At 72.2% G+C, this 20,837-nt stretch carries 14 protein-coding genes; 9 read left to right on the forward strand and 5 right to left on the reverse strand.

Annotation, left to right across the window (positions count from 1 at the left end; all coding sequences use genetic code 11):
- The first annotated feature begins 47 nt into the window (after positions 1–47).
- Entirely contained in the window at positions 48–932 is an 885-nt protein-coding gene (locus ACZ7L7_RS13850) for a PhzF family phenazine biosynthesis protein (protein ID WP_472075889.1), read from the forward strand.
- A gap of 197 nt (positions 933–1,129) precedes the next feature.
- Here ACZ7L7_RS13850 and ACZ7L7_RS13855 read toward each other — a convergent pair whose 3' ends face one another.
- Positions 1,130–2,206, reverse strand: coding sequence for an ABC transporter substrate-binding protein (locus ACZ7L7_RS13855; protein WP_285512527.1), 1,077 nt, complete (start codon positions 2,204–2,206; stop codon positions 1,130–1,132).
- A gap of 165 nt (positions 2,207–2,371) precedes the next feature.
- Between ACZ7L7_RS13855 and ACZ7L7_RS13860 the strand changes: the two genes are divergently transcribed.
- The 6 genes from ACZ7L7_RS13860 to ACZ7L7_RS13885 all read left to right on the forward strand — a co-directional run bounded on the left by ACZ7L7_RS13860 (position 2,372) and on the right by ACZ7L7_RS13885 (position 6,303).
- Positions 2,372–2,602 (forward strand): DUF5133 domain-containing protein, encoded by a 231-nt coding sequence (locus ACZ7L7_RS13860; RefSeq protein WP_285512528.1) that lies wholly within the window; start codon positions 2,372–2,374, stop codon positions 2,600–2,602.
- A gap of 115 nt (positions 2,603–2,717) precedes the next feature.
- Positions 2,718–3,395: a hypothetical protein gene (locus tag ACZ7L7_RS13865; protein WP_285512529.1), complete on the forward strand. Its 678-nt coding sequence runs from the start codon at positions 2,718–2,720 to the stop codon at positions 3,393–3,395.
- A gap of 110 nt (positions 3,396–3,505) precedes the next feature.
- Complete coding sequence (locus tag ACZ7L7_RS13870) at positions 3,506–3,841, forward strand: antibiotic biosynthesis monooxygenase family protein (RefSeq protein WP_285512530.1); 336 nt, start codon at positions 3,506–3,508, stop codon at positions 3,839–3,841.
- 79 nt (positions 3,842–3,920) lie between these two features.
- Positions 3,921–4,514, forward strand: coding sequence for a DUF4291 domain-containing protein (locus ACZ7L7_RS13875; RefSeq protein ID WP_285512531.1), 594 nt, complete (start codon positions 3,921–3,923; stop codon positions 4,512–4,514).
- Between the two features lie 56 nt (positions 4,515–4,570).
- Positions 4,571–5,416: a S1 family peptidase gene (locus ACZ7L7_RS13880; protein WP_453601547.1), complete on the forward strand. Its 846-nt coding sequence runs from the start codon at positions 4,571–4,573 to the stop codon at positions 5,414–5,416.
- Complete coding sequence (locus ACZ7L7_RS13885) at positions 5,416–6,303, forward strand: GNAT family N-acetyltransferase (RefSeq protein ID WP_472075891.1); 888 nt, start codon at positions 5,416–5,418, stop codon at positions 6,301–6,303. Before ACZ7L7_RS13880 ends, ACZ7L7_RS13885 begins: the two co-directional genes overlap by 1 nt.
- On the opposite strand, the gene ACZ7L7_RS13890 is transcribed toward ACZ7L7_RS13885, so the two are convergent.
- Positions 6,281–7,477 carry an erythromycin esterase family protein gene (locus ACZ7L7_RS13890; protein WP_472075893.1) on the reverse strand — a complete coding sequence of 399 codons (1,197 nt, stop codon included), beginning with the start codon at positions 7,475–7,477 and terminating at the stop codon, positions 6,281–6,283. The genes ACZ7L7_RS13885 and ACZ7L7_RS13890 overlap by 23 nt on opposite strands.
- Before the next feature lie 59 nt (positions 7,478–7,536).
- Between ACZ7L7_RS13890 and ACZ7L7_RS13895 the strand changes: the two genes are divergently transcribed.
- Both ACZ7L7_RS13895 and ACZ7L7_RS13900 read left to right on the forward strand, forming a co-directional pair.
- Entirely contained in the window at positions 7,537–8,250 is a 714-nt protein-coding gene (locus ACZ7L7_RS13895; protein ID WP_472075895.1) for a TioE family transcriptional regulator, read from the forward strand.
- A 97-nt stretch (positions 8,251–8,347) separates the two neighbouring features.
- The gene (locus ACZ7L7_RS13900) at positions 8,348–8,992 is read left to right on the forward strand and encodes a DNA alkylation repair protein (RefSeq protein WP_285512752.1); all 645 of its coding nucleotides are present in this window, start codon (positions 8,348–8,350) and stop codon (positions 8,990–8,992) included.
- On the opposite strand, the gene ACZ7L7_RS13905 is transcribed toward ACZ7L7_RS13900, so the two are convergent.
- The 3 genes from ACZ7L7_RS13905 to ACZ7L7_RS13915 all read right to left on the reverse strand — a co-directional run bounded on the left by ACZ7L7_RS13905 (position 8,958) and on the right by ACZ7L7_RS13915 (position 20,790).
- Positions 8,958–10,190, reverse strand: a complete 1,233-nt coding sequence (locus tag ACZ7L7_RS13905) for an MFS transporter (protein ID WP_285512536.1) — start codon at positions 10,188–10,190, stop codon at positions 8,958–8,960. The two genes, ACZ7L7_RS13900 and ACZ7L7_RS13905, sit on opposite strands and share 35 nt — an antisense overlap.
- Before the next feature lie 4 nt (positions 10,191–10,194).
- The gene (locus tag ACZ7L7_RS13910) at positions 10,195–11,385 is read right to left on the reverse strand and encodes a cytochrome P450 (RefSeq protein WP_285512537.1); all 1,191 of its coding nucleotides are present in this window, start codon (positions 11,383–11,385) and stop codon (positions 10,195–10,197) included.
- A gap of 189 nt (positions 11,386–11,574) precedes the next feature.
- Positions 11,575–20,790, reverse strand: a complete 9,216-nt coding sequence (locus ACZ7L7_RS13915; protein ID WP_472075898.1) for an amino acid adenylation domain-containing protein — start codon at positions 20,788–20,790, stop codon at positions 11,575–11,577.
- Positions 20,791–20,837 lie beyond the last annotated feature (47 nt).

A 20,837-nucleotide genomic window follows, 5' to 3' on the forward strand; every position in this document is an offset into this window, starting at 1 on the left:
TGGGACCGCTGGGAATTGACACCGGCCCGCCCTGTGTTGGCTCGCACATGACCACACAGTTCGTTCAGCCCGCTCAGCCCGAAGTACTGCGCTACACCGCCTTCTCCAACTCCCCCGAGGGCGGCAACCCCGCCGGTGTCGTCCTGGACGCCGCCGGCCTCGGCGACGACGACATGCTGGCGATCGCGGCGCAGCTCGGATACTCCGAGTCCGCGTTCCTGACCGGCCCGCCGGAGGGCGTCGAGGGGCCGGAGGGACGGACGTACGGCATCCGCTACTTCAGCCCCAAGGCCGAGGTACCGTTCTGCGGTCACGCCACTGTCGCGACCGCCGTCGCGCTCGCCGAGCGGATCGGCACCGGGGAGCTGGTCTTCGCGACCCGGGCCGGGACCGTGCCGGTGCTGGTCACGGAAGAGGGCGGGGCGGTCAGGGCGACGCTGACCAGTGTCGAGCCAAAGGTGGAGCCGGTGGGTGAGGGCGACCTGGCCGAGGCGCTCGCCGCGCTGGACTGGCCGGCCGCCGATCTCGACCCGGCCTTCCCTCCCCGTATCGCCTTCGCCGGTGCCCGGCATCTCGTGCTGGCGGCGGCGACGCGGGCGCGCCTGGCGGATCTCTCGTACGACTTCGCGCGCCTCGAAGCGCTGATGCACCGGTTGGACCTGACCACGGTCCAGTTGGTGTGGCGGGAGTCGGACACCGTGTTCCATGTCCGGGACCCCTTCCCGGTCGGCGGTGTCGTCGAGGACCCGGCGACCGGGGCCGCTGCCGCCGCCTTCGGCGCGTACGTCCGTGAACTGGGGCTGGTGCCCGAGGAGTCCGTCCTCACCCTGCATCAGGGCGAGGACCTCGGGCGGCCCGGGGAGCTGACGGTGACCTTGCGGGCGGGGGACCGGCGGGTGCGCGTGGGTGGTACGGGCGTACGGATTCCCTGACCTCCCCTGGGGCACGTCCGCAAGGTTGCGTGTCCTTGCGTGTCCGTCCCGAGGGCGGGCCTGGCGGCGTCCGGTGCGGCGAGTCGGGGTCTTGGCGGGTCGAAGGCCAGGGAGAGCGTGCCGGGCGGCAGACAGCAAGCAGCAGGCGGCAGGCGGCAGGCGGCACACGAGACATCGCGGACACCGCCCAGGGCCGGTCAGCCCGTGTGGCGGACCCTGAATCGGTCGGGTGCCGTCGGATCCCGGTCCACTACCTGGACCGGCGGCCACGCCCACTGCCACACGCCGATCCCGGGTACGCGGGAGAAACGGATGCTCCCGCGCGTGCCTTCCACGGCGATGTCCGCCCAGGGCGCGGAGGCTCCGCCGGTACGGAGCAGTTCGGCGAGGACGACGATCGTGTCGTAGCCCTCGAAGGCCACGAAGGACGGGGCCACGGCGAGTCGTTGGCGCAGGGCCGCCTCGACTTGGGTGCCCAGTGGGGTGAGGCGGTCGGGCAGGTAGCGCAGGAACGGGATCGCGGTGCCGTCGCGGCCCAGCTCCTTCGCCCACTCCGGGAACTCCGGCTGTCCGGCCGGTGCGCCGATCAGGAGACCGGCGAGGCGCTCGTCGCGGCGGACCGCGTTCACGATCGGCACCGCCGGGTCCGGGGTGCCGACCAGGAGCAGGAGGGCCGTGGCCTGTTCGGCGGCCAGTCCGTCGCACACGGCCCGCGGGGAGAGCGCGGTGGCGTCGAGTTCGACGAGCGTGCCGCCGTGTGCGGCGAGGTGGTCCCGCAGGATGCGGGTGCCGGAGGCCCAGTAGACGCTGTGCTGGGCTACGACGGCGATACGGCTGTGGCCCTCGGCGAGGAGGAAGTCCGCGTAGATCCGCCAGCCGTGGGACTGCGCGGGGCACAGGCGGGCCACCCAGTGGCTCGGCTCCTCGGTGAGCGCGTCGAGCACGGCGGAGGAGCACAGGTACGGCAGTCCGCGGGCGTCGGCACGGGCGGCGGCGCAGCGGGCGACCACACTGTGGTACTCCCCCGCCAGGGCGGCGACGCCCAGGTCGGCCAGTTCGTCCACGGCGGCCTCGGCGCGCCGCGGGTCCGCCGCTGTGTCCCGGACCAGCAGCTCGATCCGGCGTCCGCCGATTCCGCCCGCCTCATTCACGTCCTCAACGGCCAGTTCGAGCCCCGTGAGCAGGTGCCGGCCCGCCTCGGCCCAGCCCGGCCGGGTCAGTGGGGCGAGGGCGCCGATCCGGACGGCTTCTCCCGACGATGCCGGCGTGTTCATACGTCGTCGCCTCCTGGCAGGCCCGCCTCGGTGATCACGCGGGACATTGCACCCGTGCGCGTGACTGTCCGGCAAGCGATTATGCGGCAGGCACGCATGATCGACGGTGGTCGGGGCACACGGGGGCGGGACAGCGGTTGAACAGCGACGACCAGGAGGCCCTCCATGCTGATGGCACACCCCGCCGTGCTGAAGAACCTGCTCGCGCAGTACGAGACACTGCGCGTGCTGCACGCCGAGAACGGCAGCGCGGAAGCCCGCCAGAGGATGGACGACCTCGCGTACACCCTCTGCGTGACCACCGGCACCAAGGACATCGACGCGGCCCTGATCGCCGCCCGCCATCAACTGCCCGGCGCCCGCCCGGAGGACGACTCGCTGCTCACCACGCCCTGACTTCTTTCCCATTGCCCGTCCAGCGCCCCAATTCCCCTTCCCCGCCCGGTATTTGACCCCGCAGCGGGTATCCACTCCACAGGTGGCATCGGGGAGTCATGGGGGGGCTGACACTGTGGCGCGCCTGTCTTCGTCGTACGGTCCCTCGCCGTCGCGCCGCGCTCAACGGCGGGAGGCCGTACGGCTGTTACGGGCCGGTGGTCTGTACGGGCCGCGGTTCCGGGAGGTGCTGCCCGCGCTCGTTCTGGTGGTGGCGTCGGTGTGCGCCCTGGTGGCCCTGCTCGCCTGGGGCTACCGGGCCGCGGGGATCGCGGTGCCGGTCGCGGGTGTGGTGGTGGTCGTCGGTGTCCTCGTGCTCTGGGTGCGCCGTCGGCGGCCGGGCGCGCGGCGGCGGACCGGGTACTACACGCCGGACGACCTCCTCGAACTCGACACCCAGGGGCTCGCGCTGGCCGTGGCGCGGATGCTGCGACGGGACGGCTGGCGGGTACGCCTGATCCCCGCCCCCGACCGGCCGCGCGTCCGGGCCCGCAACACCGACGGCTACCACTTGGACGTGGCGTTCCGGCCGGTCGCCGAGCCTCTGCCCGACGAGGAGCCGCCGCTCCCCCGTGCGGTCCGCGGAAAGCCGGATCAGGAGGTGCTCCGCGTGGTCGTGCACCGGGGCACCTTCGCCGCCCGTGACATGCAGTGGGCGCGCCGGGACGGCCGCACCCGGCTGCTCGACGGCACCGCGCTGCGCCGGTGGGGCGCGGGCGAGGAGCTGCGGGTCCTGCTCGCCGAGGACCTGTGACGGGGGGTTGTGTCCCGGTGTGCGGGGCAGTGCACGGCCCGGGGTGTCGTTGGGCGCCCGGTGTGCGGGGCGGTGCCCGGCCACGGGGTGCGGTGGGGCAGGATGAGTCCATGAGCGTAGTCAAGATCAACGTACTGACCGTTCCCGCCGAGCAGCGCGAGACCCTGGAGAAGCGCTTCGCGCACCGGGCGCACACCGTGGACAGCTCCGACGGGTTCGAGTGGTTCGAGCTGCTGCGGCCCGTGGAGGGCACCGACCAGTACCTCGTCTACACGCGCTGGCGCGACGAGGAGTCCTTCAAGGCGTGGATGGAGGGCCCGATGAAGGCGGCCCACCAGGGTGGCGACCACGCGGAGGGCGGCGAGCGGCCCAAGCCCGCGGCCAGCGGGTCCACGCTGTGGTCGTTCGAGGTGGTGCAGCAGTCGGGGCCGAAGGCCGCCGAGTAGCGGCCGCGGCAGGGGGCGGCGCCGCCCGGCGGGGAAAATCGGTGGCCGCCCCTTCCCGCACTCCGCCACGCTGTCCGGCATGAACGAACCGCAACGCGCGATCCGCGCGGCCTACGCGGAGTCCACGATCACCGTCTACCAGGCGTACTCCCCCGAGATCGGCCTGCCCGCGGCCCGCGACGGGCGCTTTCCCGCCGTGTGGAAGCGGGACCGCATGACCTGGGTCAAGCCGTCCTTCCTGTGGATGATGTACCGCTGCGGCTGGGGCGCGAAGGCCGCGCAGGAGACCGTGCTCGCCGTCGAGATCAGCAGGGACGGCTTCGAGTGGGCCCTGCGTCATGCGTGCCTGTCCCACTACGTGCCCGAGCTGCACCCCGACCGGGCCGCCTGGCAGCGCCGGTTGAGGCAGGCGCCCACCCGAGTGCAGTGGGACCCCGAGCGGGACCTGCGCCTGCGGCCCCTGCCGTACCGGTCCCTGCAGCTCGGGCTCTCCGGGGAGGCCGCGCGGCGCTACGCCGACGAGTGGACGGTGTCGATCCGCGATGTGACCCCGCTGGCCCACGAGATCCACGCGCTGGTCGGCGCCGGGGACTTGGACTCCGCGGCGCGCCTGCTTCCCGAGGAGCACCCGTATCCGGTGGACGACGGGCTTCTCGCGCACCTGCGTGGCTGACGAGCGCGCCCGTTCGCGCCCTACCCGCGCCCGTACCGGACCGGCACAATGCCGCCATGGGACGCTTACGGCCGATCGCCTGCGTACTGGGCCTGCTCGTCGGGCTCGCCGTCACCTCCTCGGGAACGGGTTCGGCCGCCGAACCCTCGGCGCCCGCCGTCTCCTCCGTCGCGAACCTCGATATCGGCGGTACGGCCTGGGTCGTGGACCGGGGCACCGGGACGGTGCGAGTGCGCGTCGACTCCACTGTCTCGGCCGGCGACCTCGCCCGGCTCCGCCGCGTCGCCGAGCGTTCCGAAGGCAGCGTAGTCCTGGAGCGCGAAAGCGGACGGCTGCGCACGCTCGTGTCGGGCGGTGACGGCGTGTACGGCTCCGCCGTGCGCTGCTCGGCCGGGGTCAACGTACGCGGTGGCAGCACCTATTACTTCGTGACCGCCGGTCACTGCACCGCGTCCACGTCCACCTGGTTCACCGACTCCGCCCGGACCACCACGATCGGGCCCACGACGGCCAGCAGTTTCCCGGGGAACGACTTCGGTGTCGTCCGGTACGCCAATACGGCCGTGCCGCGCCCCGGCACCATCGGAACCGTCGATGTCACCGGCACCACCACCGCCTATGCGGGGCAGAGCGTATGCCGCCGGGGTGCGACAACCGGGGTGCGCTGCGGTGTGGTCACCGGGCTGAACGCCACCGTCAACTACGGGGACGGCAGCGTCGTCCACGGCCTCATCCGCACCAACATCTGCGCCGAGCCCGGCGACAGCGGCGGCCCCCTCTACGCGGGCGACAAGGTCATCGGCATCCTCTCCGGCGGCTCCGGCAACTGCACGAGCGGCGGGGTGACTTACTACCAGCCCATCCAGGAAGTACTCGCCACTCACGGGCTGTCCGTCTACTGATGGGGGCGGGCGGCTGGCAACTCACCGAGAGCGTCGATCACTTCCTCGCCCGGGGTGGTGACTTCCTGCGGTCGCGGCCCGCTCTGCACACCATGCCGTTGACCGTGGTCGAGAAGCTCCGGGCCGACGGGACGGCCGAGTTCGGCGGAGGGGCCGCCCTCTTCGGCCGGCTGGAGGAGGGTGGCGAGGTGCACGGTGTCTTCTACCGGCTGCCCTCCCGCGGGGTCTGCCCGACCCCGCTCTCCGCCGGGCAGGCCGACCGGCTTGCCGCCCGGCTCGCCGGTCTCGGGCAGTCCCTTCCCTTCGTCAGTGCCGAACGCGCCACCGCCACCGCCTTCGCGGAGGCCTGGGAGCGGTACACGGGGGCGGCGGCGAAGCTCACCACACGGATCCGGTTGTACCGACTCGGCGCCCTCACCCCGCCGAAGCGGCCTCCTTCGGGGCGGGTCTCGCGGCATCGGGACCACGGGCAGGTCGTGGACTGGTGCCGCCGGTTCTGCGTCGAGGTCGGGGAGCAGCCCTCCATCGATCTCATCGACGCCGGGAGGTGGGAGGAGTCACGCTTCGCCGACCGGCACTTCACCTTCTGGGAGTCCCCGGAGGGCACTCCCGCCTCCATGGCCGCCGTGACCACGATGGTCGCCGGAATGGTCCGGGTGGACCCCGTCTACACCCCGGCCCACCTCCGGGGACGCGGCTACGCGGGCGCCGTGACCGTGGAGGTGAGCCGGGCCGCGCTGGACGCGGGCGCCACGGATGTCGTGCTGTTCGCGGACCCGGACAACCCCACCAGCAACGCGCTGTACCGGCGCATCGGGTACGAGCACATCGCCGACTGGGCCGTCTACGAATTCACCGAGGACGTCAGCACCGCCGGACGTCCTTGACGTAGACGAGGGCGTCGGTGTCCTCCAGATGGGCAGGGTCCAGGGGTGCGTAGCCGAACCACGGGGACTCGCGTCGTATGAGGGTGGTGCTCAGGGCGGCCGACGGTGCCAGGAGCGTGCGGTCCTCGGGGAGTTCGTACAGCCGGCCTTCGAGTGTGGCCGGGGGCGGGGTGTCCACGCCCCGGTGGGGGATGGTGCCGACGGCCGTGGCCGCGTAGGCGTACGCGTCGCCGAGGTGGGCGTGTACGAGGGCGCCGGCGCTCCACCACTCCAGCACCTTCCCGGCCATGTGCATGCTGCTCTTCCTTCGCTGGAGATGGGCGTTGTGGGCGTGGGCGAACACCGGTCCCCGGGCGGTGAGGGCCAGGAGGTTGTCGGCCATCATGTGGTCCCGTATCGCGGTGAGTTGGGCGAAGCGGGCGGGTGAGGTGTCGGCCATCCAGTGGTGGTAGCGGAGCAGGCCCGAGGCGCTTCGGGCGTACAGGCGCGCCCGTTCCCACGCCTCCCTGGAGGTGGCCGCGATCAGGTGCGGGGTCCGCGTGTCCAGCAGGGACGTCAAGTCGTCTGCCAGCACTCGGAGTTCGCGCGCCTCCGGCGTTCGGCCCACCGACCGTACCGGGTCCATCATCACTGCCGGGTCGCTCCAGCGGTCGTCCGCGCCGAGCAGGGAGTCGAGGGTATCGGCTGTGCAGGGGAGCCGGTGGGCGTCGGCATGGGAGGCGAGGTAGTCGTACAGGGCGGTCAGGGACTGTCGGGGGCTCGATGCCGCTTCCATCTCCAGCGGGCCGTCGCATCCGGCGAATCGGACGTGGGCGGATGGCGGCCGGTCCTGGTTGTGGGCGCGCATCCAGCGGATCAGGTCACGGTTGGCCGCCGAGGCTCCCCAGCCGTGGCTGAAGCCGGTCCGCATGACCTCGTCGAGGGTGCCCTTGCCTGTGGTGACGTAGGCGTCGACGGTCAGGGCCTTGATGCAGTCGCTCTCGATCGCGATCGTGCGGTAACCCTCGCGTTCGGCGAGTTCGCGGAAGAGGTCGTTGCGGAGGGTGAGAAGGGCGTCCTCGCCGTGGGTGGGCTCGCCGAGGGCGAGGAGTCGGGGGCGGGCGGGGAGCAGTTCCAGGAGGGTGGTGGCTTCGAGGGGGTGGGCGGCTTCCTTGAGGGTGGTGTCTGTCGCCATGCCTTCAACGGTATCGTTGAACCATCGGTTGAAACTTTTGCGCGATATCGGCCAGGAGCATGGGGAGACACCTTCAAAGCGGGGTGCGGCTGCGGCCGGTCGACCTGGCCCGTCGGCACGGGCTCTCCACTCAGGCCGTCCGCAACTACGAGGAGGCGGGGATCCTCCCGGCGGCCGAGCGCACGCCCAGCGGCTACCGCACCTACACCCCGCTGCACGCCGGTGCCCTGCGTGCCTTCCTCGCCCTGATGCCGGGGCACGGCCATCGGACGGCGGCGTCGATCATGCGGGCCGTGAACGAGGGCTCGGACGACGAGGCGTTCCGTCTTCTCGACGCCGGCCACGCCGAGCTGCTCGGCGACCGGCGGACACTGCGGGCCGTGGAGAACGCACTGCGGGATCTGGAGCCCGTCCCGGACCTCGGGACCGGCACGATGTTCGTCGGGGCTCTCGCCCGTGAGCTGGGTGTACGGCCCGCGACGCTGCGGAAGTGGGAACGGGCCGGGCTGGTCCGCCCGCGCCGCGATCCGCGTACCGGGTACCGGGTCTACGACGAGGCCGACGTTCGGGATGTCCGGCTGGCCCACCAGCTCCGGCGCGGCGGGTATCTCCTGGAGCAGATCGCGCCGCTGCTCGACCAGGTGCGGGCGGCCGGAGGTCTTGAGCCCCTGGAGGCCGCGCTGGACGACTGGCACGGGCGGCTGTCGGCCCGGGGGCGGGCGATGCTCAGCGGGGCCGCCGAGCTGGACGCCTATCTGCGCCTGCGCGGCTGAGGCTCCCCGACGGGCGTCGTAGGGTGAAGCCGCACGCGAGGGACAGGAGGCTCAGGTGGCCGGGACGACAGGAACCGACACGCAGGTCGCCGGGGTGATGGCCGAGCTGGCGGCGCTGGAGGACCCCCGGACGCGGGCCGTGAACGAGAAGCACGGCGACGACCACGGGGTGAACCTCAGCAAGCTGCGCGCCGTCGCCAAGCGGCTGAAGACCCAGCAGGAGCTGGCGGAACAGCTATGGGAGACCGGGGACACCGCGGCGCGGCTGCTGGCCCTGCTGATCTGCCGGCCCAAGGCCTTCGAGCAGGCCCGGCTGGACGCCATGCTCCGGGAGGCCCGCGCGCCCAAGGTGCACGACTGGCTGGTGAACTACGTCGTGAAGAAGAGCAGGCACTGCGAGGAGCTGCGCGTGCTCTGGTTCTCGGATCCGGACCCGGTGGTCGCCAGTGCGGGATGGGCGCTGACCACCGATCGCGTCGCGAAGAAGCCCGACGGCCTGGACCTGCCGGGGCTGCTCGACCTCATCGAGGCCGGGATGAAGGACGCCCCGGACCGGCTCCAGTGGGCCATGAACCACTGCCTCGCCCAGATCGGCATCGAGCATCCCGAGTACCGCGCCCGTGCCCTCGCCATCGGTGAGCGGCTGGAGGTGCTGAAGGACTATCCGACATCCCCGGGGTGCACGTCCCCGTACGCGCCGGTCTGGATCAATGAGATGGTGCGTCGGCGGGAGGGGCAGTAGGTCTCCGCGCGAGGTTCACCAGGATCAGCGCGCACAGGGTCGCCCCGACCGCGACGCCCGCGAGCACGGCGCCGATCGGGTAGTGCTCGAAGAGGAGCCCTGCGATGGCGTAGGCGATCGGGCTGGCGATGAAGACGGCCGCGCCGAAGACGGGCAGGACGTGCGGGCGCAGGTGTTCGGGTGGGCGCAGGGTCAGCAGGGCCACGGCCGGGGCGGTCACCGCGGGCAGGAACATGCAGGCCGCCGCCACGGTGAGGGCGGTGGTGGTGGCGGGCTGGTCCCAGGGCAGCAGCCACAGGACCAGGGCCGCGCCGACGCCGCCGCAGGCCGCGAACCGGGTCGGGGTGACCCGGCGGGCGAGGCGGGCGACGATCACGGTGCCGATGGCGGTTCCGCCGCCCCAGGCGGCCAGCAGCAGGCCCGCCACTTGCGGCTCGGCGTCGTACCGGGTCTTGGCCATGATGGGCAGGGCGAGCAGGACGACGGGCATGAGGGTGCCGTAGCCGAGGGTGGCCAGGGCCATGGTGCGCAGGACCCGGTCGCGGAACAGGTAGCGGGCGCCCTCGGTCATCCGGTTCGCCGACAGCGGTTCGGGCTTCTGCTCGCGGCGCGGCAGGCCGGTGAGCAGGGCTGCGGACAGGGCGAAGGTGGCGGCGTCGATCCACAGCACGTGCAGTGCGCCGACGTGCGCCATCAGCAGACCGGCGATCGCGGGGCCGAAGAGGCGGGCCGAGGAGGTCGCCGTCTCGAAGAGGGCGTTGGCCGCGGTGACGGCGCCTTCGTCGGTACCGACGGCCTCGGTCAGGAGCATGCGTTGCGCGGACAGGTAGGCGGACGCCACACTGCCGATCAGGGCGACGATCACCAGCAGCAGCCAGAACGGCAGCATGCCCGCGAGGTACAGCGCCGGTACGGCGGCCACCAGCACCGTGTCCGCGATGTCGCCGACGACGGTGACCCGACGTGCTCCCCACCGGGCCACCAGCAGTCCGGCCGGCATGCTCAGCAGCGGCACCGGCAGGATCTGGATGACGAACACCAGCCCCATACGGGCCGGTGAACCGGTCGTCATCAGCACGAACCACGGCAGCGCCAACGTGGTCATCTGGGTGCCGACCGAGGAGACGAACTCCGCGGCGAGGACCCTGCGGAACCGCCAGCTCCGCAGGGGCCGTTGCACCGCCGGCGCTGTGGTCACCGGGTCACCACGCCACCGGCAGCCGGTGCACGCCGTAGACAGTCATGTTGGACCGCATGGGGATCTCCTCCGGCGGTACGGCCAGGCGCAACTCGGGGAAGCGGCGCAGGAGTTCGGTGTAGCCGATGCGCAGTTCCAGGCGGGCGAGCTGCTGGCCGAGGCACTGGTGGATGCCGTGGCTGAAGGTGAGGTGGCTGAGGTTGCCCTGGGTGACGTCGAGGCGGTCGGGGTTCTGGAACTGCTCCGGGTCGCGGTTGGCGGTGGGCAGGTGGATCAGCACCGTGTCGCCCTTGCGGAGCAGCACCCCGTCGATCTCGACGTCCTCGGTGGGGCTGCGCTGCACACCCACGTGGACGACGGTGAGGTAGCGGAGCAGCTCCTCGACCGCACCCTCGATCAGCGACTCGTCGGCACGCAGCAGGGCCAGCTGGTCGGGGTTGCTGAGCAGGGCGTAGGTGCCGAGGGAGAGCATGTTGGCGGTGGTCTCGTGCCCGGCGACCAGCAGCAGCAAGGTGGCGCCGATGGCCTCCGGCAGGGTCATGTCCTCGCCGTTGACCAGCACGCTCAGTACGTCGTCGGCGGGTTCGGCCTGCTTGCGCATGAGGAGTTCGCCGGTGAGGCCGGCCAGGTCCATCAGCGCGGCCTGCGCCTCCTGCGGGTCGATGTCCAGGCGCAGCAGCTTCGCGGAGTTGCCCTCGAACCGCTCCCGGTCACTGACCGGCACGCCGAGCAGTTCGCAGATCACCTGCGAGGACACCGGCACCGAGTAGTCGGCGACCAGGTCGGCGGGGGCACCCTTGGCCAGCATCGCCTCGGCGTGCTGGGCGGTGATCTCCTCGATCCGCGGGGTGAGGGCGCGCATCCGGCGCAGGGTGAACTGTCCGGCCAGCAGCTTGCGGAACTTGGTGTGCTCGGGCGGGTCCATGTGCTCGAACAGGCCGGGTATCCCCTCCCCCATGTCCTGCGCGCGGTCGGAGGGGAACGCCAGGTGCTTGTGCGCGGCGGCGGAGCTGAAGCGCCTGTCGGAAAGGATCTCCCGGCCCTGCTGGTAGCCGGTGACGAGCCAGCCCTCCGCGCCGTCGGGGAAGGTCATCCGGCAGATCGGTCCCTGGGCGCGCAGCACCTGGGGTGGGTCGAACGGGCGCTCCCGGAGCGTGGGCAGTCCGTTGGTGATGGGGCAGGTCTTCTCCGTCATGTCGTCCTTCATTCGGCGGTGGATGAACCGGCGAGTGGGCCGGTGGATGAGCCGGTACATGGGCCTGGGGATCGGGTCGGTGGGTCTGGTCGGTCGATCGGGTCGGTGGATCTGGCCGGTGGATCAGGTCGGTGGATCTGGCCGGTGGATCAGGTCGGTGGATCAGGTCGGTGGATCAGGTCGGGCAGGTCAGGACCTGAGGCGGTCGCGGAGCTGGGAGACCGTCAGTTCGGGGTGGCGTACGACGAGTTCCAGGGCTGTCGGCCATTGGCGCACCAGGGCGCCCATGACCGCGGGCGGGACGCGGTCCGGGTGGTACACCCACAGTCCGCGCAGTTCGCCTTCGACCTCGCGGGCCACCAGGTAGAGGTCGAGGTTGTGCGGTTCGATGGCGAGGAAGAGGCCCGGCAGCGGGCTCTCGTCACCGACCTGGACATCGAGCGGTTCGACCTGGAGCCCCTCCATGGCGAGGGCGCCGCTCGGTACGCCGAGCAGGTTGAGCATGACGCGCAGGGGCAGGTGGTTGCCGTCGCCGATGACTCCGTCGTGAACCAGGGCGCGCAGGGGAACGTTCTGGTGGGCGTAGGCGTCGAGTTCGCCGCGCAGGACGCGCTGGACGAGTTCGCCGACGGTGGGATCGTCGGCCAGCCGGGAGCGGTTGACGACCACGTTGATGAACGGGCCGACCATGGATGTGGTCTCCGGGCGTTCCCGGCCGGCCAGGGGGTGGCTCACCGCGATGTCCGTCGCGCCCGAGTAGCTGTGCAGCAGCACATGGAAGGCGGACATCAGCATCATGAAGAGCGTCACGCCCTCCCTGCGAGCGGCCTCCCGCACTTCCTCCATCAGTTCGGTGCCGATGACCGCACCGTGGCTGTAGCCCTGGACGAAGTCGTCCAACTGGTGGTCGGGCGCGTCGAAGTCGAGGGTGCGGGCGGCCCCTTCCAGCTCGCCGCGCCAGTGCGCGATGTGCTCGTCGAGCGCACCGGAGGTCAGCAGGCCCTGTTCCCAGGCCGCGTAGTCCAGGTGCTGCACCCGTACCTCGGGAAGTGACGGCTCGCGACCCGTGGAGTGGGCCGCGTACAGCTCCGCCAGCTCCTCCACGATGACCAGGAAGCCCCAGTGGTCGACCAGGATGTGGTGGGCGACGAGCACCAACGCGTGCTCGGTGTCGGAGAGTCGGATGAGCTGTCCGCGCACCAGGTTGCCGTCCTCGATGCGGTAGGGCACCCGGGTCTGCGCGGTGAGCAGTTCGCGCAGCGTGTCCTCCTGGGCGTCCTGTCCGCGCAGGTCGACAGTGTCGAGCGGCCAGGTGGGCCGGCCGTCGGCGAACTGCACGGTCGCCGAGCCCTGTTGGACGTAGCGGGTGCGCAGGATGTCGTGCCGTCGGACGAGGTCGTCGAGGGAGCGGCGCAGGGCGGCCACGTCCAGGTCGCCGCGCAGGCGCCAGGCGGTGACGACGCCGTGGTGGGGGTGGTTGGGGCCCACCGGCTGGAGCAGGAACTCCAGTTGCCCGAAGGAGAGGCCGGTGCCGTCGGTGTGGTCGGCCTTGGGGATGGGTGCGCGGAGCAGGTCGGCGGCTTTCTCGGTGCGGGCGGTGTCGGTCCGGGGCAGGTCTATGACGCCGTCGCGCACCGAGCGAGCGCAGCGGCCGAGGGCTCGCAGCGCCTCGAACCAGGCGTCCGCGAGGTCCCGTACGTCGTCCTCCGTGAGAAGGGAGGGCGCCCAGCTCCAGTGGGCGGTGAGCCGGGGGCCGTCCGGCCCGTCCTCGGTGACGGCGTTGACTTCGAGCGGGTACGGCAGGGGGCGGGCGCCCGTGGTGCCGGGCGGGGTGTTGTCGCGCACCGGGTGCCACGGGGTCTCCCGGTCGGTCACCGGGACCCGGCCGAGGTAGTTGAAGAGGGCCTGGGGTGCGGGGAGTTGGGCCAGCTGGGGTGCCGTCTCGGGGTCGAGGTGGCGAAGGAGGCCGTAGCCGAGGCCGCGTTCCGGGAGCGCCGCGAGGTCGGTGCGGGTGCGGATGACGGCGGACGCCAGTGCGGGGCCCGCCGACGTGACCTCGTCCCAGGTCAGGTCGGTCGTGTCGAGGCGGACGGGGTGGATCGCGGTGAACCAGCCCACGGTGCGGGAGAGGTCGACGCCGTCGGCCAGGTGCTCGTGGCGGCCGTGGCTCTCCACGTCCAGGACGACCGGGGCGCTGCCGGTGCCGTGCCGGCGGGCACGCCAGCGGTCGGCGGCGACGGCGAGGGCGGTCAGCAGGACGTCCTGGATGCCGCTGCGGAAGACCGCGGGTGCCTGGCCGACGAGGGGTGCGGTGTCCTCCGTGGGCAGGGTCAGGGTCAGCCGCCCCTCGGCTCCGGTGACATCGCGGTCCGGGTCCGGCTCGCCGGTCACCAGGGGGACGGCGCCGCGCAACACGTCCTGCCACAGCGGGAGTTCGGCGCGGTGCCGGGCGAGGCTCTCCTCGGAGGTCATGCGGGTCGCCCAGCCGCGCAGCGAGGTCACCACGGGTGCGAGGGCGGGCTCCCTGTCCTCGCTCACGGCGTCCCAGGCGGCGGCGAGGTCGGTGAGCAGGACGCGCCAGGACACCCCGTCCACCGCGAAGTGGTGTGCGGCGAGCAGGAGTCGGCCCGCGCGTCCGGGGCCGGCGTCGAACCACACCGCCTGGAGCATGACGCCCCGGGTCGGGTCGAGACGCCGCTTGGCGGCGGCGGTCTCCTCGGCGATCACGGCTTCGTCCCGGCCGGAGATGTCCACGCGGCGCAGCAGTTCCGCGACCCGCACCGAGCCGGGCTCGTCCGCGAACAGGGACCACTCGCCCTCAGGACCGGTCACAAGCCGCATGCGCAGGGCGTCGTGCCGGTCGACCACCGCCTGGAGCGCGGCGACCAGCCGCCGCTCGTCCACGTCGACGGGCAGCGCGACGGTAGCCGACAGGTCGAAGCCGACGACCGAGCCCCCGAGTCGCCGCTGCCGTTCCATCACCGGCAGCAGCGGGATCTCGCCGGTGCCGGTGTCGGCGACGCCCGGCGCGCCGCTCTCGTCGGCCGACCGGGCGACCCCGGCGATGCCCGCCACGGTCTGGTGCGTGAAGACGTCCCGGACGGTGAACACCAGCCCCGCCGTCCGGGCCCGGGCGACGAGCTGGGTCGCCTGGATGCTGTCGCCGCCCAGCTCGAAGAAGCCGGTGTCCGCGCCGACTTCGGGCACATGCAGGATCTCGGCGAACACCTCGCACAGGATCCGCTCGGCCGGCGACTCCGGTTCCCGGGAGCCGCCGCCCGCGCCGAGGTCCGGGGCGGGCAGGGCGCGGCGGTCGATCTTGCCGTTGGAGGTCATGGGGAACGCGTCGAGCAGGACGACGGCGACCGGCACCATGTAGCGCGGCAGCCGTTCGGCGACGTACGCCTTGAGCGCGGCGGGTTCGGCGTCGGTGCCCTCGGCGAGCACGGCGTACCCGACGAGTTCCTTGCCGCCGGACGGCTTCTCCCGTACCACCACGGCGGCGTCGGCCACGGCCGGGTGGGCGGCGAGGGTCTTCTGGATCTCGCCGGGCTCGATGCGGAAGCCGCGGATCTTGACCTGGTCGTCGGTCCGCCCCAGGTACTCGATCAGCCCGTCCGCCCGTCGGCGCACCAGGTCGCCGGTCCGGTACATCCGCTCCCCCGGCGCGCCGTACGGGCACGGCAGGAAGCGCTGCGCGGTCAGCTCGGGCTGTCCGAGGTAGCCGCGGGCCACGCCGGCGCCCGAGAGGTACAGCTCTCCGGGGACGCCGACCGGTACCAGGCGCAGCCGCTCGTCCAGGACGTAGGCGCGGGTGTCGTCCATGGGCAGGCCGATCGGCAGGCTGCCGTCGGTGACCTCGCCGATGTTCTGCAGCAGGGCGAAGGTCGTGGTCTCCGTCGGGCCGTAGATGTTGTAGAACACGGTGTCCGGGCAGGCCGCCCGCGCCTGGGCGAACACATGGGGTGCGTGGGCCTCGCCGCCGGAGAGCACCTCGCGCAGTCCGGACAGAGTCGCAGCGTCGCGTTCGACGAGAAGGTTGAACAGGGCGGTGGTGAAGAAGGCGGCGGTCACGTCGTGTTCGCGCAGGGTGCGCACGAGCACGTCCGGGTCGAGGTCGCCGGGCGGTGCCACGACGACGTGGCCGCCGGTGAGCAGAGGTGCCCACAGTTCGTAGGTGGAGGCGTCGAAGGCGATCGGCGAGTGCATCAGGACGCGGGTGTGCCGGCCGTTGCGCCACTGGCGGTCGGCGGCGAGGCTCGCCACATTGCCGTGGGTGACGGCGACGCCCTTGGGACGCCCGGTGGATCCGGAGGTGTACATGACGTAGGCCAGGCGGTCGGGGCCGCCCTCGGGGAGCTCCGGGGAACCGACGTCCGTGCCGTCGTCGGCGGACACGTCCAGGACGTGCTCGGCGCCGATGCCGGGGATCTCCGGCCGGTCGACCAGCAGGACCTTCGCCCCCGTGTCCTCCCTGATCATCCGCATGCGGGAGTCGGGATAGCGGGGGTCGAGCGGTACGTACGCGCCGCCCGCCTTGATGACGGCCAGGATGGCGACGGGCAGCCGCAGCGAGCGTTCCAGCAGGAGGCATACGGCGTCGTCCACACCCACGCCGAGTGCGCGCAGGCGTGCGGCGAGCCGGTCGGCGGCGGCGTCGAGTTCGGCGTAGCTCAGGCGCTCGTCGCCGTGGCTCACCGCGACGGCGTCCGGGGTGCGGGCCGCCTGAGCCCGGAACAGCTCGCCCAGCCCGGCCGTCGGCGCCTTGGTGACCGTGCCGTTCCACTCCTCCAGCAGGCGGTGGCGTTCGGCGGGGGTGAGGAGGTCGAGGTCGTCGACCCGCCGGTCCGGGTCGCTGATCATGGCGAGGAGTACCTGGCGGAGCCTGCGCGCCATGGTGCGTACGGTCTCCGGGTCGAAGACATCCGCGTTGTACTCGATGCCGCCCTCCACGCCGGCCGGCGCGCCGTCGCCCGTGAGGCGTTCGTGCAGCAGGAACACCAGGTCCATACGGGCTGTGCCGGTGCCCCGGACCAGGGGTGCCGACTCGATGCCGGGCAGGTCCAGGGTCTCGTCGGCGCCGGTCTGCCAGGACAGCATGACCTGCACGAGGGGGTGGTGGGACATCGAACGGGTCGGGCGCAGGCTGTCCACCAGGGCTTCGAAGGGGATGTCCCGGTGCGCGAGCGCGTCGAGGGTGGTCTCCCGCACCGCGGCGAGCAGGTCGCGGAAGGTCTGGCGCTCGTCCCACCGGGTGCGCAGGACAAGGGTGTTGGCGAAGAAGCCGATCAGGTTCTCGGTGGCCTCGTCGTCGCGGCCCGCGTTCGCCACCCCGATGGGGATGTCCGTGCCGGCGCCGAGGCGGCCGAGGAGGACGGCGAGGGCGGCGTCGAGGACCATGAACAGGCTGACGTCGCACTCCCGGGCCAGGCGGGTGAGTCCTTGGTGCAGTTCCCTGTCCCAGCGGAAGGTGAGGGTGTCACCGGCGTGCGACGCCTCGGCCGGGTGCGGCCGGTCGACCGGGAGGGCGATCCGCTCCGGGAGGCCGTCCAAGGTGGCCCGCCAGTGGGCGAGTTGGCGTGACCAGACGCTCGCCGGGTCGTCCTGCTCGCCGAGGTACTGCCGCTGCCAGAGGGTGTAGTCGCCGTACTGCACGGGTAGCGGCGCCCACTCGGGTGCTTCGCCGGCCAGGCGCGCCCGGTACGCGGTGGCCAGGTCGTGCCGCAGCGGGGCGAGCGACCAGCCGTCGGCGGCGATGTGGTGGACGACCAGGGCCAGGACGTGCGTGTCCGCTGCCGTCCTGAACAGCTCGGCGTGCAGCGGGGGTTCGGCGGTCAGGTCGAACGCGTGGCGTACGGCGGCGGCCACGGCGGTGTCGAGACCGTCGTCGTCGACCTCGGTGACCGGGAGCGCGGGGCGCGCCCGTTCGGGGTCGAGGACGTGCTGGTGCGGTGTGGCGCCGGTGTCCGGGAAGACCGTGCGCAGCGCCTCGTGGCGGGCGACGACATCGGCGAGCGCGGCGCGCAGGCTGTCCACGTCCAGCGGTCCGCTCAGGCGCAGTACCAGCGGCAGGTTGTACGTCGGTGACGGGCCCTCCACCTGGTGCAGGAACCACAGCCGCCGCTGGGCGAAGGACAGCGGCAGCGGGTCGGGGCGGTTCTGCGGGGTCAGGGCGGGCCGCTGCTCTCCGCTCTCCTCCCGGAGCAGTTCCGCGAGTCGGGCCACGGTCTGCCGCTCGAAGACGGCGCGCACCGGTATCTCGGTGCCGAGCGCGGCGCGGATGCGTGCCGTCAGCCGGGTGGCGAGCAGCGAATGGCCGCCCAGGGCGAAGAAGCTGTCGTCGATGCCGACCTTCGGCACGTTCAGCACCTGCGCGAACAGGGCGCACAGGGCCTTCTCCTCGGGGTCGCGGGGTGCGACGTACGGGGTCGTCGCGTGGCTGCCCTGTCCCGGCTCGGGTGCGGGCAGCGCGGCGCGGTCGGTCTTGCCGCTGGGGGTGCGCGGCAGCGCGTCGAGGAAGACGAAGGCGGCCGGGACCATGTAGTCCGGGAGCTTCTCGGCGAGCGCGGCCCGCAGGCGTCGCCGCAGTTCGTCGGTACTGCCCGCCTCCGGGTCCGGGACCGCGTACGCGACCAGGCGCCGGTCGCCGGGCCGGTCCTCGCGCACCACGACGACGCAGTCCCGGATGTACTCCTGCCACAGCAGCACCGACTCGATCTCCCCGAGTTCGATGCGGTAGCCGCGCAGTTTGACCTGGTGGTCGAGGCGGCCGAGGTAGTCGACGGTGCCGTCCACCCGGCGCCGTACGAGGTCGCCGGTGCGGTAGAGCCGGTCGGCGAGGTCGGATTCGAAGGGGTTGGGGATGAACTGGCGTGCCGTCAGCTCGGGCCGGTCGAGGTAGCCGCGGGCCAGTCCGGCGCCGCCGATGCACAGTTCGCCGGGGACGCCGGGCGGGACGGGGCGGCCCTCGGGGTCGAGGATGTGCACCTCGGTGTTGGCGATGGGCCGGCCGATGGTGATGGTGTCGTCGACGATCCGGGTGCCCAGCGAGTAGATGGTGGTCTCGCTCGGCCCGTACATGTTCCACAGGTCGACGCCCTTGGCGCGCAGCCGTCGGGCCAGGTCGGGCGGGAGGGCCTCGCCGCAGATCAGTCCGCGCAGTCCGGGGCGGCCGGGCCAGCCCGCGTCGAGCAGCATCCGCCAGGTGGACGGGGTGGCCTGCATCATGGTCGCCCCGGTGGCGGCCATCTCCTCGGCGAGCAGCTTGCCGTCGGTGGCGACCTCGCGGGTGGCGAGGACCACGCGGGCGCCCTCCACCAAGGGCAGGAGGAGTTCGAGGGTGGCGATGTCGAAGGAGAGGGTGGTGACGGCGAGGAGGCTGTCGCCGGCGTCGATGCCCGGCCACTGCTTCATCGCCCAGAACAGGTTCCGCAGGGCGCGGTGCGGCAGTTGGACGCCCTTGGGGCGGCCGGTGGAGCCGGAGGTGTAGATGATGTACGCCAGGTCCTCGCCGTCGACCGGCTCGTGCGGCGGCTCGGCGGACTCGGCGGCGATCTCGTCGCGCTGCCCGTCCACGCTCACCACCGTCGCCGGGGACTTCGGCAGGCCGGGCACGACGGAGTCCTGGGTGACGAGGACGGGCAGCCCGGAGTCCTCGATCATGAACGCGACGCGGTCCTCGGGCAGTTTGGGGTCGATGGGCACATAGGCGCCGCCCGCCTTGAGCACGGCCAGTACCGCGACCACCATGTCGAGCGAGCGTTCCAGGCAGATCCCGACCGGCACGTCCCGGCCGACGCCGAGCGTCTTCAGACGCCGGGCCAGCCGGTTGGCACAGGAGTCGAGTTCGGCGTAAGTGAGGGTGTTGCCCTCGCAGTGGACGGCTTCCTTGTCGGGGCGCAGGGCGGCCTGTTCCTCGAACCGTTCGTGGGTGAGCAGGGTGTTGGGCCACTCGGTGCGGGTGTCCTCCCGCTCCCGGCGCTCGGCACGCCGCTCTTCCTCGGTCAGCAACGACACGTCCAGGACGCGCTGTCCGGGGTCGGCGAGGAGGTTGTCGAGCAGCGCCTTCAGGTGGCCGCCCATGCGGTCGACGGTCGCCGCGTCGAACAGCTCGGTGTTGTACTCGAACCAGCCGTCCAGCTCCTCGCCCCGTTCGAACACCTGGAGTTCCAGGTCGAAGCGGGCGGTGGAGCTGTCCACCTCCAGCAGCTCGAAGCGCAGTCCGGCGATGTCGAACTCGGGTACCGGGATGTTCTGGAAGACGAACGACACCTGGAAGACCGGGGAGCGGGACAGGTCGCGTTCCGGGGCCAGTTCCTCCACCAGCCGTTCGAAGGGCACGCTCTGGTGGGCGAAGGCGTCCAGGGCCGTACCGCGCACCCGGCCGAGGAGTTCGGTGAAGGTCGGGTTGCCGGAGACGTCGTTGCGCAGCGCGAGGGTGTTGACGAAGTAGCCGATGAGCGGCTCGATCTGGGACTGTCCGCGGTTGGCGACCGGCACGCCGACCACGATGTCCTCCTGCCTGCTGTACCGGTGCAGCAGGACGACGTAGGCGGCGAGCAGCGTCATGAACGGGGTGACCCCGGCGCGGCGGCTCAGTTCGCGCACGCCGTTCATCACCGGGGCGGGCAGGCGGAAGGGCCGCGAGCCACCGGCGGAGCCGAGCACGGCGGGCCGCGGCCGGTCGGTGGGCAGTTCCAGCACCGGCGGGGCGCCCGCCAGCGTCGTACGCCAGTGCTCCAGTTCGGCGGTGAAGGCGTCGCCCGCGAGCTTCTTGCGCTGCCAGGCCGCGTAGTCGGCGTACTGGACGGGCAGCGGGGGCAGTTGGGCAGGCTTGCCGGTCAAGTGGCCCTCGTAGAGGGCGATCAGCTCGCCGAAGAGCACGGAGGTGGACCACAGGTCGGCGACGATGTGGTGCATGGTGAGCAGCAGGACGTGCTCGTCGGGGGCCAGCCGCAGGAACCTCATGCGCATCAGCGGGCCGGTACCGAGGTCGAAGGGGCGGGCGAACTCCTGCCGCGCCAGCTCCTTGATGGTCTCCTCGCCCTCGGGTCCGCGCAGATGGCCGCACTCCTCGACGGTCAGCTCCAGTTCGCCGGTGTCGTGGACGACCTGTACGGGTTCGCCGTCGACCTCGTCGAAGGTGGTCCGCAGCGATTCGTGGCGCCGCACGATCTCCGCGAGGCTGCGTCGCCACAGCTCCACGTCGAGCGGACCGTGCACGCGTGCCGCGGCCGGGATGTTGTAGGCGGCGCCGCCCGGGTTGAGCTGCTCCAGGAACCACATGCGCTGCTGGGGGAACGACGCGGCGAAGCGCCGCTTTCCGGCGCCCTTGCGCCGCAGCCGCTGTGCCAGCAGCTCGCGCTTCTGTTCCGGCGTGAGGCCGGTCAGGTCGATGTCGGTCATGCGTCGTTCTCCTGCTCGTCGGTCTCGGCGGCGGACGCCGCGCCGGG

The organism is Streptomyces sp. NPDC110618 (genome assembly GCF_055657065.1).